Raw genomic sequence first — 15,364 nt, 5'->3', positions numbered from 1 at the left:
TTATATACAACAATAGGGTAAATTATTTACCTTGTGAAACCATTACCATTGCAGGGCGCAATAGACGATCGTTTAGCATGTAACCTTTCTGCATTACCATCATCACTGAGTTAGCAGGATGATCTTCACTTGGTTGCATACCAATCGCTTGATGATGCTCAGGGTTAAAAGCGGCTCCCAATGGATCAACTTGAGTCACACCAAACTTTTCAACCGCTTTAATCAGCGTCTTTAATGTTAGCTCAACACCTTCATAAACGGCTTTAGTCGCTTCATCAGTTGGTGAGGTACCAGCAAGAGCACGTTCCATATTGTCTAGTACAGGCAATAACTCATTAACGAACTTCTCTAATGCGAACTTGTGTGCTTTCTCAACATCAACTGCAGCACGACGACGCATATTTTCAACTTCTGCTGCGGCGCGAACCACAGAATCTTGTTGTTCAGCAACTTTAGCCTGCTCTGCAGCTAACTGCTGCTCCAACTCTTCAATACGGAAATTGGCTTGAGTTAGCTCATCAACTAAACTCGCTTCATCAGCATTGATTTCAGTATCGATAACTTTTTCAGCCTCTGTTGCGGCTTGATCTAATTCTTTGCTCATTTTAACTCCAGCTAAAAATGCTTTTTTTCTGCATGCTCTGGGCATATTATGGGGATCAAATAATATGTTTCAAGGTCTGTAGCCAGATAATTATGACAACTCAGTTCAATACCATAGGTCTTATAGGAAAACCGCACCATAAAGGAGCAAATCAAACGCTTAAACGTTTGCACTATTGGTTAACACTGCAAGGTTACCAAGTGCTCGTTGAAGAGCGTATTGCTGATGTGATTGGTAAGAACATTACAGGCGTTGATTTAACCCAAATTGGCGAGCAATGCGATTTAGTCATTGTTGTTGGTGGCGATGGTAATATGCTTGGCGCTGCGCGCGTACTTGCCCGATACGATGTCGGTGTTATTGGTGTTAACCGTGGAAATCTAGGCTTTCTAACCGATCTTTCGCCAGATTCATTTGAAGATCCACTCGCGAAAGTGCTGGATGGCGAATTTGAAACAGAGCACCGTTTTTTACTTAAAACCGAAGTCTATCGTCACGGTGAACTCAAATCTTGTAATACCGCCGTCAACGAAGCGGTACTGCATCCGGGTAAAGTCGCCCATATGATTGAGTTTGAAGTCTATATTGACGATCTGTTTATGTACAGCCAACGCGCTGACGGCATGATTGTCTCAACTCCTACTGGCTCAACGGCTTACTCACTATCAGCAGGAGCTCAATTTTAACGCCCAATCTGCAAGCGATGATTTTGGTCCCCATGTTTCCACATACCCTTTCATGCCGTCCAATCGTAGTTGATGCTAATAGCACCATCAAATTAGTGGTCGCACCGCACAATAGCGAGAGTCTTGAAGTTAGTTGTGATGGTCATGTCACACTCGCAGTACTTCCTGGTGATGAGATTATCATTAAACGCAGTTGTGACCGATTACATCTTATACACCCCAAAGGTTATAACTACTTCCATGTACTGCGAAACAAATTAGGCTGGGGCAGCAAACTATTTTAGTTTGTGACTTACACAAAAATTATAATTCTGTAATAGTGACGAATATCAACATTTGCTATTCGTCACTCATCCTTCCCTCATCACCAACAAACAACTGATTGATAAACAACGATTTTAGCCTAACACCCTGATAAATAATAACCATCACCTCGATTTTAGCCTAATTCCTGTCTATAACTAGATGCAACCACTCATCAAAAAACAGTCAATTTTAGAAATAAAATGACAGCAAAACGCTTTAAAAATTACATTTTTAGCTCACTTGTCAATCTATTGTGAATTTTAAGAATTTGATTGTTAGATTAATATTTATTTATGTGGTGCATTTTTTCCTTTTGAAGTGATCTTGGTCACACACAAAATGTGATCTATAACGTATTTTGAATTAACTAAATCTAAATCAGAAAACCGTTATTAATCGGTACTTAGATTTCAGTTACTACATAAAAAAATCGCAATGTAATTCGTTAGATTAACCGACATAGATTGGTCACTAACAACGTATTTAAAAAATTATCATATCCAATTACAGAGGCAAGCATGACCTTTATCCAATTACTCGCCAGCTTAACGCCTATTATCGGTGTAATGTTATTTCTCGTTTGGTTTCGACTGCCAGCATCTAAAGCGATGCCTATTTCGTTATTACTTACTCTAGCTGCTGCCGCATTTATCTGGAAAATGCCAACCCAGTTACTGATGGCCTCAATTTTAGAAGGATTAGTTGCCTCCCTCACGCCACTATTCATTATTTTCGGTGCCGTATTCTTACTTAATACCCTCAAAAATTCAGGAGCGATGGATACCATCCGTGCAGGCTTCACTAACATCAGTGATGACCGCCGAGTACAGGTCATCATTATCTGTTGGTTATTTGGTTCATTTATTGAAGGCTCTGCTGGTTTTGGAACACCCGCTGCGATTTGCGCGCCGCTATTAGTACTTATCGGTGTACCGCCAATTGCCGCTGCGGTCGTCGCCCTTATTGCCGATTCAACCTCTGTGTCATTTGGCGCAATTGGTACGCCGATTAACTTTGGTCTTGAGCAAGGATTAAAAGCAGGTGGTGGTTATGTATCTGACGGTTTTATGCAAGCCCACAATATGGGAATTAGTGAGTATTTATCAGGCATTGCATTACATGCCAGCACCATAGACCTCATTACTGGCAGCTTAATTCCACTAGTCCTTGTTTGTGTATTAACGGGATTTTTTGGCAAAAACAAATCATTTAAGGAAGGCCTACAAGTTTGGAAGTTTGCCCTGTTTTCAGGTTTTGCATTCACCATCCCCGCATGGCTAATGAATTACTTTATTGGTCCAGAGTTCCCGTCTGTAATTGGTGCGCTTATTGGTATGGCAATTGTTATTCCAGCCGCTAAGAAAGGATGGTTACTGCCTAAAACCACTTGGAATGACTTTGCTGAAAAAGTAGAAATTAAACATGTAGAAACCCAAGTTAAATATTCACAATTAACGGCCTGGGCTCCCTATTTAGTCATGGCGGTTTTATTAGTACTTTCGCGTACCATTGAACCATTTACTGCATTATTAAAATCAGTGGTATTTTCAACTGGACCAATTATGGGCACCAGTTTACACCAGAGCATTGCCCCGCTATATCTACCCGGCACCTTCTTCATTGTGGTTTGTATTTTAGGCTTTATCATTTTTAAGATGAATGGCAGCGCCATTAAAACCTCAATTATAGATTCTTCAAAGTCGATGTTACCCACCATTATCTCGTTAGGCGCATCAGTACCATGGTTAAGATATTCCTTAACTCGGGCGATAATGGCATTCAAGGTTTAGGTTCAATGCCTGTTGAACTAGCCTCCGCAATGGCCAGTGTCTTTGGCTCTGTATGGGAATTTTTAGCACCTGTTATAGGTATTTTTGGTGCCTTCCTATCTGGCTCTGCCACCTTCTCAAATATGATGTTTTCAAACTTACAGTATACCGCCGCAGATAGCCTAGGCTTAAACACTCAGTTAGTGCTCGGTTTACAAATGATCGGCGCTAACGCCGGTAATATGATGTGTGTAATGAACGTAGTCGCGGCCGCAACGGTTGTTGGTATGGCGGGTCGAGAATCTGAAATCATCCGCAAAACAATGCCTATCGCATTAGGTTATGCCTTAATTGCAGGCACAATCGCCACTTTCTGGGGCGGTTTTTAAAACATAATTAAAATGATTCAATAGGCTCAATTTCGATTGAGCCTTTTTCTAGCTGTAAAAGAGAGTGAACAATGTCAATTAACTATAACGTAGTGATGGCAGACCTAGTCTGTCAACTTGGAGAACACGCAGTAAGTAATGATCCTGTTAGGCGCTTTGCATGGTCAACGGATGCCAGTTATTTCAGAATTGTGCCAGAAATAGTGGTCCATGCAGAATCAATTAAAGATGCCATCAAAACCTTAGAGGTTGCACGTTCACATCAAGTTCCAGTCACCTTCCGCGCTGCAGGCACCAGTCTTTCTGGCCAAGCCATTGGTGAAGGTATTTTATTAATGCTCGGTTTTGATGGTTTCAGAGAGATCAAGATAAACCAAGATCAAAGCCAAATTAGTGTTGGCGCAGCCGTTATTGGTGCCGATGCTAATGCTAGCCTTAAAACCCTTCAATAAAAAAATTGGCCCAGATCCAGCAACATTAGCCTCTGCAAAAATTGGCGGTATTGTCTCTAATAATGCTTCAGGTATGTGTTGTGGTACCGCACAAAATAGCTACCAAACCATCGCCTCTGCAAAGTTGGTATTTGTGGATGGGACAAGATTAGATACAGGTTGCGAGCAATCTAAAGCCGAATTTAGTCAATCCCATCCAGAACTACTGGCTCAATTACAACAACTTGCCCTATTAACCCAACAAAATGAAGCTCTCACAGCCCGTATCAAAAAGAAATATTCGATAAAAAATACTACGGGTTATAGCTTAAACGCGTTAGTTGATTATACCGATCCATTTGAACTGATTAATCATCTTATCGTTGGTGCAGAAGGCACTCTCGCCTTTGTTGAAGAAGTAACCTATCACACGGTAGAAGATGCTAAATATAAAGCTTCAGCTATGGCGGTATTTTTCAATATGGAAGATGCTGCAGATGCTGTTCAACAAATTGTAGGCGATAGTGTTGCCGCAGCTGAATTACTCGATTGGGCGTCAATTAAAGCGGTAACAGGCAAAAAAGGAATGCCACTATGGCTGGCTGATTTACCTGAAAATGCAGCTATTCTATTGATTGAATCACGTGCTAATGATGACCATACCCTCGCCGCTTACACCCAAGATGTAATAAGCAAACTCGCGCATATTAAAACTGAGCGACCAATCAGTTTCAGTACAGATCCTGCAGTATACGGTCAATATTGGGCGATGCGTTCAGGACTGTTCCCGATTATTGGTGGTGAACGACCAAAAGGCACTTCAGTGATTATCGAAGATGTGGCGTTTGAATTGCCACACCTTGCTAACGCGGCTAAAGATCTTACCGAGTTATTTCATAAACATGGCTACCCTGAAGGGGTTATTTATGGCCATGCATTAGCAGGTAACTTCCACTTCATTATCACACCTAAATTTGCCACCAATGCCGATGTAGAGCGTTTTGATGCCTTTATGCAAGATGTCGCAGATATGGTCATCAATAAATATGATGGTTCAATGAAAGCAGAGCATGGTACAGGCCGTGCAGTCGCCCCTTTTGTTGAAATGGAATGGGGTAATGATGCTTATGTATTAATGAAAAATATCAAGCATATCTTTGATCCAGAAGGCCTACTTAATCCAGGCGTGATATTAAATGATGATGCCCAAATTCATATTAAAAATATGAAGCCTTGCCCTGTTGTTGATGATCTTGTTGATCGCTGTATTGAATGTGGCTTTTGTGAAAAAACTTGCCCAACTTCAGCATTAAATCTATCCCCAAGACAACGTATTGCCACGCTACGTGAAATCGAACGCCTAGAACAATCCGGAGATAAAACAGCAGCAGAAAAAATGCGAGCAGCCGCAAAATATGATGTGGTCGATACCTGTGCGGCTTGCCAACTGTGTACCATCGCCTGCCCTGTTGATAATAGTATGGGGCAACTGGTGCGAAAATTGCGCAGCGACTATATCACCACTACCGATCAAAAAGTGCTAGATTTTCAAGCAAAGCATTATGGTGGTGTTAACCAAGCCATCAGCACAGGATTTAATTTACTCGATAAAATTCACCGCCTAACTGGTGATGGTTTTACCAGTGGCTTAATGAATGTCAGCCGTGCACTTAGCAAAGAAGTCCCCTATTGGAATCCTGATTTTCCTAAAGGGTCATCTATTGCCACACCATCACCTATTCAAGCAAACAAGCCGAGTGTGGTGTACTTCCCAGCTTGTGGTGGTCGTACTTTTGGCGCAACGCCTGTCGATAGCGATACTCGTAGCCTTTCTGAAGTCACCATCACTTTGCTTGAACGAGCAGGCTTTAACGTCATTGTTCCAGACAATAGCCGTGATTTATGTTGCGGTCAGATGTGGGAATCAAAAGGTGACTTTAAAAATGCCGATATGAAACAGCAACAACTCCTACAAGCAATGGCCGATGTAAGTGACAATGGCAAAATGCCTGTCATTATTGATGCTCTGTCATGCACTAAACGTGCCTTACAAGGGAATCCCAATATCGAAATTGTCGATTTAGTTGAATTTATGCACGATAAGGTGCTACCTAAACTACACTTAACCAAGAAAGCTAATGCCACAATCCATATTGGCTGTAGTGCTAGACATATGCATATGGAAACAAAAATGATGGCACTTGCCAATGCTTGTGTTGAACACATTGTGGTGCCAGCAGGCATTGAATGCTGTGGTTTTGCCGGTGAAAAAGGCCTATATAAACCAGAAATAAACGCAAGTGCACTACGTAATATAAAAAAACTAATTCCCGCAGACTTTAAACAAGGTTATTCAGCCAATAGAACTTGTGAAGTAGGTTTGAGTCATCATAGCGGTATCTCATACCAACACCTTGCTTATTTACTCGAGGAATGTAGTCGGTAATACCTATAGATTAGTTAACCCATTGTTAAACAATCTATTTACTAAAACGAAAAGCGACAATTAAGCAAAATGAGAAGTGTATTTTTATTGTTGTAAAACAACATGTTACACTTTCTCATTTTTGCAATAATGTTTATATTCATTTGCTTAATTAACACTATTTATCATAGGGATATAAGCATATATTGTCAGCCCAATTTATACACCGCGATAACATAAATAATTAGGTGTACCAATGTCTGCCAACAAATGAGATAACGCTAATGAAAATTGCATTATTCACACCATGCCTTGTGAATCAATTTGTTCCAGAAGTTGCAGTAGCAACGCTAGAACTGCTTGAAAAGTTAGGCCACGAAGTTATTTTACCTGCAGATCAAACATGCTGTGGTCAACCAATGACTAACTCAGGCTGCTTTGATGCCGCAAGAAAAACAACACTAAAATTACTGAACGCATTTAAAGGTGTTGAGTGTGATGCAATTGTTTGCCCTGCTGCATCGTGTTTAGTTGCTGCTAAAGAAAACTTTCACGAGTTTGACACTAGCCCTGAAGCACAAGAAGTGATCAACAAGCTGTATGAATTAACTGAATTCTTACACGACGTAGCACCTATCGATCCTAGCTTATTTAAACGCCCATTTAACCATAAAGTGAGCATTCACCTAAGCTGTCACGGTATTAGAATGTTAGGTCTAGCTTCTCCAAGTGAATCAATGGAAGCACCATTCAATAAAGTAGAAGCGGTATTAAGTCAGGTTCCGGGTATTGAAATTGTTTATCCAGAACGCCGTGATGAATGTTGTGGTTTCGGTGGTACGTTCGCTATGGATGAAGGTGCTGTATCAGCAAAAATGGGCAAAGATAAAGCGGTAGCCCATGCTGAAACAGGTGCGATGTATGTGGTTGGTTTCGACCCATCTTGCCTACTTCATCTTGATGGTATGATCCGTCGCCAATTACTTCCGATCCAAACTCGCCACATCGCGCAAGTGATCAACGCAGCTCTATAGGAATTTGCCATGTCTAATCACAGCAATGCACAAACCCATGCTCAAAAAGCTGACATTTTTTGTCAAGATGAAGCTCGCGTAGACTGGCATTCTAAAGCGCTTTGGACTTTACGTGAAAAACGTGACCGCGCTGCAGCTAGCTTACCCGAGTGGGAGCAACTACGTCAGTTAGCCTCTGAAATCAAACTTCACACGCTAACTAACTTAGCCACATATTTAGAAGAATTTGAAAAAAACTGTCATGCAAATGGCATTCAAGTTCATTGGGCTAAAGATGGCGAAGAGCACAATAAAATTGTGCACAGCATCTTAAGCAACATAACGTTAAGAAATTGGTAAAGTCTAAGTCAATGTTGACTGAAGAATGCCATATGAACCCTTACCTAGAAAGCTTTGGTATTGAAGTTATCGATACCGACTTAGGTGAGCGCATCATCCAGCTTGCTGGTCAGCCACCATCACATATCGTGGTACCTGCTATTCACCTTAAAAAGGAAGAAGTAGGCGACCTATTCCATGAAAAAATTGGTACAGAAGCTGGCGCAAGTGACCCGACCTACTTAACTCGTGCAGCACGTGTTCACTTACGTGAGCAATTTTTAAGTGCTGATGCAGCAATGACAGGCGTCAACATGGCCATTGCTGACAAAGGTGCGGTAGTCGTATGTACCAACGAAGGTAACGCAGATATGGGCGCTAACCTGCCTAAACTGCAATTGCATTCAATGGGTATCGATAAAGTTGTCCCTAATATCGATGCTGCGGGTCTATTACTACGTATGCTAGCGCGTAACGCTACAGGTCAGCTTTCAACCACTTATAGTTCATTCTATCGTGGCCCGAAAGAAGATGGCGAAATGCACATTATCATCGTTGATAATGGCCGTACTAAAATGATGCAAGATAAGATTCTTGCTGAATCATTAAAGTGTATTCGTTGTGGTGGTTGTTTAAATACTTGTCCTGTATATCGTCGTTCTGGTGGTCATAGCTATAACTATACCATTCCAGGCCCTATCGGTATTGCAGTCGGTGCCCAGCGTGATGATACCAACTCTCTAGCATGGGCATGTACATTATGCTGTAGCTGTAGTTTTGTGTGCCCAACTAAGGTGCCGCTAGCAAAAATTATTGCTCATCACCGTCGCATTAAAGCTGAAAACCATCAGCTACCTTATGGCAAAGAGAAATATATGCCATTAGTGGGTAAATTAATGGGTAATGAAACCCTATTTAACTGCTCAATGAGCATTGCCCGTACGTCGTTAAAATACTTACCAAATAGCCTATTAAAACCATTTGCAGGCGCTTGGGGTAAATATCGCGAACTTCCTGTTGCACCTAATTCAAGTTTTGAAACTTGGTACAAGAAACACCGGAGCTAATCATATGTCGAGCAAACAAGCAATTTTACAAGCCCTATCAACTACTGCGTTAAGCGATAATGCGATGCCAGTAATTAATATTCCGGCTCGTCTAGATGATCTACTTAGTCAATTTGAAACCAGCTTAAACACGGTTACAGCAACACTACATCGTGATGGTGGCCTTACCGGTCTACAAGCTGAAATTGATAAATTATCAAGCGAAGGTAAGCAGATTATTTCATTGGTTGATGGCGTGACAGGCAACCGTGAAGTACCAGCAGATCCACATGAACTACATGATATTGATTATGCCATTATTAAAGGTCATGTTGGTGTTGCAGAAAATGGTTGTATCTGGGTAAACAACGAATCAGTTGGCCACCGCGTAACACCATTTATTTGTGAGAACCTATTAATTGTACTTGCCGCTGAAGATGTATGTGCAAATATGCATATCGCAGTACAAAAGGTAGAAATCGCATCAGGTCAGTTTGGTACCTTTATTTCAGGCCCATCTAAAACAGCAGATATTGAGCAATCATTAGTTGTTGGTGCACATGGTGCTTGTAGCTTAAACGTTTATCTTGTTTAACGTTTATTAATAATAAAAATGCCGCTATATGCGGCATTTTTTATTAAATCGCACTATGCATTTTGCGCTGATAGTGCTGCTCAGTCTCACTGATCAAGCTTGGCTTGTTATAATGTTCCGCAATGGTAATCGCTTGCTGGAAGTAATTTGAAGCTTGTTCTCTTGAAGGACTTGTATCACCTAAATTAACTAAAGTACTGTGTAACTCAATCCGTTCCCGCCCATAGGTACGGCTAAAGCTTTCTAACACATATTGATATAATTCAAATGCTTGCTCAGGCGCCTGTGGCTTAATTAAATTTGCCCAATTAAATGCCAACATGGCAGAATCTAATGAATATTCACCATACTCAACCAAGCCTAATTCGTAAGCTTGCTGGGCCAACTCTATCGCCAGCGGCATATCTAAATTATCATGAGCTTCATGATAAGCCTGATAAACTTCAGTTAGATGGGCAAGTTGATGCTCTTTATACTTAATCATCAACAATGACACCACCACAATAGCAATTAATGCCGTTACACTTAGCCAAATAACGCTACGTAAATTAAGCGCTTTCAATTTGGAGATCTCATCAATATTTTTGAATATTATGAGATCTGTCATCACCACAAACAAGTAACAATTTGCATCATTTTATTGCGTGTGATACCGATACTCTTTTAAGTAAGAAAACCAACCATACCAGTAGAATACAACTACATACTGCCAGTGAAATCCAGACGCCAGTTAAGCCAAATAACCAAGCAAATAGATATAGAATTATCGCAATTAAAATCAGTTTTGCACCGGTAATGGTCGATGCCTGTTTGGATAAGCCAATCGCTTGTAAGAAGCTTGCGCCAACCAACAATAAACCTTCCATTGGCAGCCCCCAGAAGTAGAGCAACATACCATTTACTGCCACTGGCGTTAATGCCGGATTATCGCCAGCAAATAGATAAACTAACCACTCAGGTTTAATATAGATAAATGTCACTGCAATAAACGCAACCAGCAAGGTTGCTACAACAGCATATTTAAAGGTGGCAAATACGCGTTCAAAACGGCGCGCACCAGCATTGAAACTTAATATCGGTTGGCAACCTAGAGCGATACCCTCAAAAATCAAATAAAACAGCGCTTCGGTATAACTCACGACGGCATAAGCCGCAACATGAATTGGCCCACCGACCCACATAAATGCCATATTATGTAATGTCAGCACAATCGACAAATACAAGTTCATCAGAAAACTTGGCAAGCCCATTTTGAAAATTTCAAGGCAATTGCTAACAGTTAAACGCATCTGTTGCCAGTTAATACCAAGCCGTGTTTTACCCCAAAAGAAATGGTGTAAATAGAAGGCAGCAGTAATGGCCTGCGCTAACATGGTTGCGATAGCAGCACCAGTTAAGCCATAAGGCCAAACAACAATCCATAAATAATCAAAAATAACATTAAGCACGCCACCTAGAATTAAAATCCAAGTTACGGCTTGAGGACGGCCATCATTACGTAGCAAAGCTGAGAATGCCATTGATAATATTGGCCAAGTGCCAAGCGCAAAATACCAAAACAGGTACTGCTCTGCACTCTTCAAGACTTCGCCTGTCGCTCCCAGCCATTGCAAAATATGGGAACTAGACCAACAACCAACGATGGCAAAGAAAAGACCAAATAATAAGCAAAGACTAAAGGCATTACCAACGAGGCGCCGTGCCTGAATCACGTTATTACGGCCAAGATAGATAGAAACTAAAGCGGCGCTACCCATGCCAATTAATGCACCAACCGCATACAAAATTGAAGCCACAGGATAAGCTAGCATCATGCCAGCTAAACCTTGCTCGCCGAGGTAATGACCGATAAACATACCGTCGATAGTGACATAAATACCTGTCACTAACATTGAGGCAATAGTAGGAATGGAATAACGCCAAAATAAACGAGCAATCGGCTCGTTTATCATGGCTAAATCTTGTTCAGAAGTCACAGAGGTAGACATAGGCATGTTCAGCTAAAAACAGTGGCATGATTCTACCCCAGTTAATCAGTTACTTTGACTTTTTTTGCCACTTACCTTGACGTGAAGCAGAAGTTTTTTTCTTGTGCTCATACTTTTTAGGGGTAAATAATTTTTTAGGCTTTTTGGTCATTAGTTCACGGTAACGCTCTGGTAATGGTGCACCAATTTCATAACCTGCAGGGCTTGATACTGATAATTGACGCTCAATATCTTGTTCAATTAAATGCAGCTGTTGACGTTCAATTGGCGAAATTAATGACCAAGCTTGACCTTGATTACCAGCACGTCCCGTACGACCAATACGATGGGTATAATCTTCAATCTCTTCTGGCAATTCATAGTTAACCACCAATGGCAGATTTTGAATATCAATACCGCGCGCAGCAATATCAGTCGCCACCAGCAATTTAACTTTACCCGCTTTAAAATCAGCTAATGAACGGTTACGACTGCCTTGGGTTTTATCACCATGTAACACTGCACAACTTAAACCATCAAGTAATAACTCATGTGCAAGTAATTCTGCAGACTCTTTACTGTTTACAAAGACCATCACTTGTTGCAAGTTTTGGCGACCAACCGTTTCAGCCAAAAATTCAGATTTACGGCGTTTATCTAATAAAAACACCTGTTCGTCTATCTTAGCAGCACCGGCTTTAGCCGACACATTAATCCACTTGGGCTGGGCGAGCATCGTATTAGCTAACGCATTAATCTGCTCAGTAAACGTCGCTGAAAATAGCATGGTACGGTGCTGCGGTGCTAACAAACGCTTGGCTTTTTGGATATCTTTAACAAAGCCCATGTCTAGCATACGATCAGCTTCATCAATCACTAACTGCGTAACTTGATCTAATTGCAAGCCATATTGGCTACAAAGATCAAATAAACGGCCTGGAGTTGCCACTAAAATATCGATGCCTTTCGCCAGCGCTTTACGCTGAGGATTGATATTACTGCCACCGTATACCGTTAATACTTTGATATCTGTAAACTGGGCATATTGCTCAATATTTTCACCAATTTGAATCGCAAGTTCACGCGTCGGTGTCATAATTAGCACTTTAACAGCGCCATTATCAACATCATCACTTGCTAATAACTGCTGCAATAATGGAATTGCAAATGCGGCGGTTTTACCCGTACCAGTGGGCGCACAAACGCCTAAGTCATCGTTGTTAGACAGTGCAAATGGCACCACAACTTGTTGTACATCAGTGAGAGACTGATATTGGCAAGCAGTTAATCCCTCAATTAATAAAGGGGCGATATTTAGTGAATCTATGTTCATAATGGCTTCTTATACTCCAGCAAGGGCGGGAGTCTAGCAAATTTATGCCTTAGATAGCGAATAAAGATTATTTTCGCATCATTAACACGCCAGACATAAATCGATCGAGATCACTATTCGCTTAAATACAATAAAACCTAATCAACTGATATTTAAGTAAAAAAATAATAATTTAGTAATAGATATATAATCTCTCACCGTTTTAAGAGCCAGATCACAATATGCGGGTATGTGAATTGTTACTTTGTTTGTAAATCAGAACAGCTTTTCACGTTTTAAATATAATGAGGTGATGTATGGTTGCTAAATTTTTTATTCCTAGCGTTAACGTTTTAGGACAAGGCGCCGTTGAAGATGCAATTACAGATATCCAAGGTCTTGGCTTCAAACATGCGTTAGTAGTTACCGACAAACCATTAGTTAATATTGGCCTAGTTGCACAAGTTGTTGAGAAATTGAATGCCCATAATATTGCAACCACAGTATATGATGGTGTTCAACCTAACCCAACCATGACTAATGTCAATCAAGGTCTTGAATTACTCAAGCAACATGGTTGTGATTTTGTTGTTTCTCTTGGTGGTGGTTCTCCACATGATTGCGCCAAAGGTATCGCTTTAGTAGCCACCAATGGCGGTAGCATTAAAGACTATGAAGGTGTTGATCGTTCAGCTAAACCACAAATGCCACTTGTTGCTATCAATACCACAGCGGGTACGGCATCAGAAATGACCCGTTTCTGTATTATTACAGATGAAGAACGTCATATTAAAATGGCTATTGTTGACAAACATACCACCCCAATTATGTCAGTTAATGACCCTGAATTGATGCTCGCTAAACCAGCGGGCTTAACAGCAGCAACAGGGATGGATGCACTGACTCACGCAGTTGAAGCTTATGTATCAACAGCAGCAAACCCAATCACTGATGCTTGCGCAATTAAAGCGATTGAGATTATTGCTCAAAATCTTGCTGCGGCCGTCGCAAATGGACAAGACATCGATGCTCGCGAGCAGATGGCTTACGCGCAATTTTTAGCAGGTATGGCATTTAATAATGCAAGTTTAGGTTATGTACATGCGATGGCACACCAGCTTGGTGGCTATTACGATCTGCCTCATGGCGTATGTAATGCACTATTACTACCACATGTACAACAATATAATGCGCAAGTCAGCGCACACCGTTTACGTGATGTCGCCAAAGCAATGGGCGTTGACGTCAGCCAATTAGATGACAACCAAGGTGCATGTGCTGCCATTGAAGCAATCAAAGCGCTTGCTGCCGCGGTTAATATTCCTAAAAACTTAACTGAATTAGGTGTTAAAGCTGAAGATATTCCAATGTTGGCGGATAATGCATTAAATGATGCTTGTGGCTTCACAAATCCGAAACAAGCTACCCATGCAGATATATGCCAAATCTTCACTAACGCGCTATAATCAAATTCCAATCAATTTACTTGATTAACGCTCTTTAAATTAATGAAAGGTCAAAAAGTTAACTTTTTGACCTTTTTTGTTTTTATGCACTAAACAACACTTTTCAAAATAGTAAAACAAGCCTAAAGTGATCTTAGAAAAGATAATTCAACAACTTAGTATAGTTTTAGCTCTACCCAAATTTAGAAAATATATAAACTAAAAAAGGAAGCTAGTATGACCGCAATTACTCATGTCGTTAATTACACTGTTCAATGTCCACATTATGAGGTCGGTACGCCTGTGACTTGGCGTGATCATATTGAAGTTAATCAATCCTGCGAAATCGCACTGCGCCGGATCCAAAAATGGCATCAAGAATCTGGCTGTGCCATCTTTACTCACCAAGAATTAACCATCCGTAAAGCCAATAAAGAACAAGCCTACTTTGCCATGCTAACTAATCGCATCAAAAATGATGGCCATGTATTAGCAACCTTTAAGATATTTTTAGATGAGCGAGATGTAGATACTTCAGTAGAGGAAATTGTTAGACACTTACACGATGATTATCAGACACGTTTAACCAAATTAGCTTAACCCCAATATAGTATTAGGGGGAAGCTTTCCCCCTAATACCAACTTGCTTCAACCTTCAACCAACATCAAACTCACACTTCAAAATCAGTTATAGCAGTTACGCAACAATTGCTGCAAGATATCGATTATTTGAGACATATTACTGGCAAACTAGTCAGATTACTGGCATATTCAGCGGATCAAATTTTAGTCTTTTGGAAAAATCATGCCTAAATTTTTAGTCTTGTTACCTATCCTAGCTATTCTTGGCCTATCAGGTTGTGCTCAACTTAAAGATGCTGGTCGTACTATCGGTCATACCACTAAAGATATTACAACTTCGATTGGCCACTCAACCCGCGATGCAGCCAAAGAAATCAAATCAGACTTATCGAAAGAGAACTAATTTACTTCAAAACAAAAAGCCTGCAAATTGCAGGCTTTTTGTTTGATTACAG

At 40.8% G+C, this 15,364-nt stretch carries 9 protein-coding genes and 4 pseudogenes; 9 read left to right on the top strand and 4 right to left on the bottom strand.

Annotated features, from left to right (window positions below):
- Positions 1-22 precede the first annotated feature (22 nt).
- Complete coding sequence (gene grpE / locus JCM15074_RS03370; protein WP_025819911.1) at positions 23-604, bottom strand: nucleotide exchange factor GrpE; 582 nt, start codon at positions 602-604, stop codon at positions 23-25.
- 92 nt (positions 605-696) lie between these two features.
- Between grpE and nadK the strand changes: the two are divergent.
- From nadK to JCM15074_RS03340, 6 genes and pseudogenes are all read left to right on the top strand, one after another.
- Positions 697-1,574 (top strand): annotated as a pseudogene (gene nadK / locus JCM15074_RS20695) (NAD(+) kinase).
- 540 nt (positions 1,575-2,114) lie between these two features.
- Positions 2,115-3,754: pseudogene (locus JCM15074_RS20690) on the top strand (L-lactate permease).
- A 71-nt stretch (positions 3,755-3,825) separates the two neighbouring features.
- A pseudogene (locus JCM15074_RS20685) lies at positions 3,826-6,631 on the top strand (FAD-binding and (Fe-S)-binding domain-containing protein).
- 263 nt (positions 6,632-6,894) lie between these two features.
- Positions 6,895-7,644 carry a (Fe-S)-binding protein gene (locus JCM15074_RS03350; protein WP_025819910.1) on the top strand — a complete coding sequence of 250 codons (750 nt, stop codon included), beginning with the start codon at positions 6,895-6,897 and terminating at the stop codon, positions 7,642-7,644.
- Positions 7,645-7,653: 9 nt separating this feature from the next.
- A pseudogene (locus JCM15074_RS20680) lies at positions 7,654-9,029 on the top strand (lactate utilization protein B).
- 4 nt (positions 9,030-9,033) lie between these two features.
- Positions 9,034-9,603, top strand: a complete 570-nt coding sequence (locus JCM15074_RS03340) for a LutC/YkgG family protein (RefSeq protein ID WP_025819909.1) — start codon at positions 9,034-9,036, stop codon at positions 9,601-9,603.
- A 43-nt stretch (positions 9,604-9,646) separates the two neighbouring features.
- Here the strand turns inward: JCM15074_RS03340 and JCM15074_RS03335 are convergent, their stop codons facing one another.
- The 3 genes from JCM15074_RS03335 to JCM15074_RS03325 all read right to left on the bottom strand — a co-directional run bounded on the left by JCM15074_RS03335 (position 9,647) and on the right by JCM15074_RS03325 (position 12,903).
- The gene (locus JCM15074_RS03335) at positions 9,647-10,165 is read right to left on the bottom strand and encodes a hypothetical protein (protein ID WP_148300724.1); all 519 of its coding nucleotides are present in this window, start codon (positions 10,163-10,165) and stop codon (positions 9,647-9,649) included.
- Between the two features lie 70 nt (positions 10,166-10,235).
- Positions 10,236-11,591, bottom strand: a complete 1,356-nt coding sequence (locus JCM15074_RS03330) for an MATE family efflux transporter (protein WP_025819907.1) — start codon at positions 11,589-11,591, stop codon at positions 10,236-10,238.
- A gap of 49 nt (positions 11,592-11,640) precedes the next feature.
- Positions 11,641-12,903: a DEAD/DEAH box helicase gene (locus tag JCM15074_RS03325; protein WP_025819906.1), complete on the bottom strand. Its 1,263-nt coding sequence runs from the start codon at positions 12,901-12,903 to the stop codon at positions 11,641-11,643.
- 296 nt (positions 12,904-13,199) lie between these two features.
- Between JCM15074_RS03325 and yiaY the strand changes: the two genes are divergently transcribed.
- From yiaY to JCM15074_RS03310, 3 genes are all read left to right on the top strand, one after another.
- Complete coding sequence (yiaY, locus tag JCM15074_RS03320) at positions 13,200-14,348, top strand: L-threonine dehydrogenase (protein ID WP_025819905.1); 1,149 nt, start codon at positions 13,200-13,202, stop codon at positions 14,346-14,348.
- Positions 14,349-14,564: 216 nt separating this feature from the next.
- Positions 14,565-14,927 carry a hypothetical protein gene (locus JCM15074_RS03315; RefSeq protein ID WP_025819904.1) on the top strand — a complete coding sequence of 121 codons (363 nt, stop codon included), beginning with the start codon at positions 14,565-14,567 and terminating at the stop codon, positions 14,925-14,927.
- Between the two features lie 205 nt (positions 14,928-15,132).
- Positions 15,133-15,312 carry a hypothetical protein gene (locus JCM15074_RS03310; RefSeq protein ID WP_037468999.1) on the top strand — a complete coding sequence of 60 codons (180 nt, stop codon included), beginning with the start codon at positions 15,133-15,135 and terminating at the stop codon, positions 15,310-15,312.
- The last annotated feature ends 52 nt before the right edge of the window (positions 15,313-15,364 follow it).

Origin of the sequence: Shewanella marina JCM 15074 (assembly GCF_000614975.1) — a bacterium.
GTDB lineage: Bacteria > Pseudomonadota > Gammaproteobacteria > Enterobacterales > Shewanellaceae > Shewanella > Shewanella marina.
Note: the sequence above shows the minus strand (reverse complement) of the source record. Positions and strands in the feature narration are given on the sequence as shown.

Bases quoted from the DNA above. Each gene is read 5' to 3' on its own strand.
- grpE (WP_025819911.1), bottom strand. From the start codon at position 604: ATGAGCAAAGAATTAGATCAAGCCGCAACAGAGGCTGAAAAAGTTATC.
- JCM15074_RS03350 (WP_025819910.1), top strand. From the start codon at position 6,895: ATGAAAATTGCATTATTCACACCATGCCTTGTGAATCAATTTGTTCCA.
- JCM15074_RS03340 (WP_025819909.1), top strand. From the start codon at position 9,034: ATGTCGAGCAAACAAGCAATTTTACAAGCCCTATCAACTACTGCGTTA.
- JCM15074_RS03330 (WP_025819907.1), bottom strand. From the start codon at position 11,591: ATGTCTACCTCTGTGACTTCTGAACAAGATTTAGCCATGATAAACGAG.
- JCM15074_RS03325 (WP_025819906.1), bottom strand. From the start codon at position 12,903: ATGAACATAGATTCACTAAATATCGCCCCTTTATTAATTGAGGGATTA.
- yiaY (WP_025819905.1), top strand. From the start codon at position 13,200: ATGGTTGCTAAATTTTTTATTCCTAGCGTTAACGTTTTAGGACAAGGC.
- JCM15074_RS03315 (WP_025819904.1), top strand. From the start codon at position 14,565: ATGACCGCAATTACTCATGTCGTTAATTACACTGTTCAATGTCCACAT.
- JCM15074_RS03310 (WP_037468999.1), top strand. From the start codon at position 15,133: ATGCCTAAATTTTTAGTCTTGTTACCTATCCTAGCTATTCTTGGCCTA.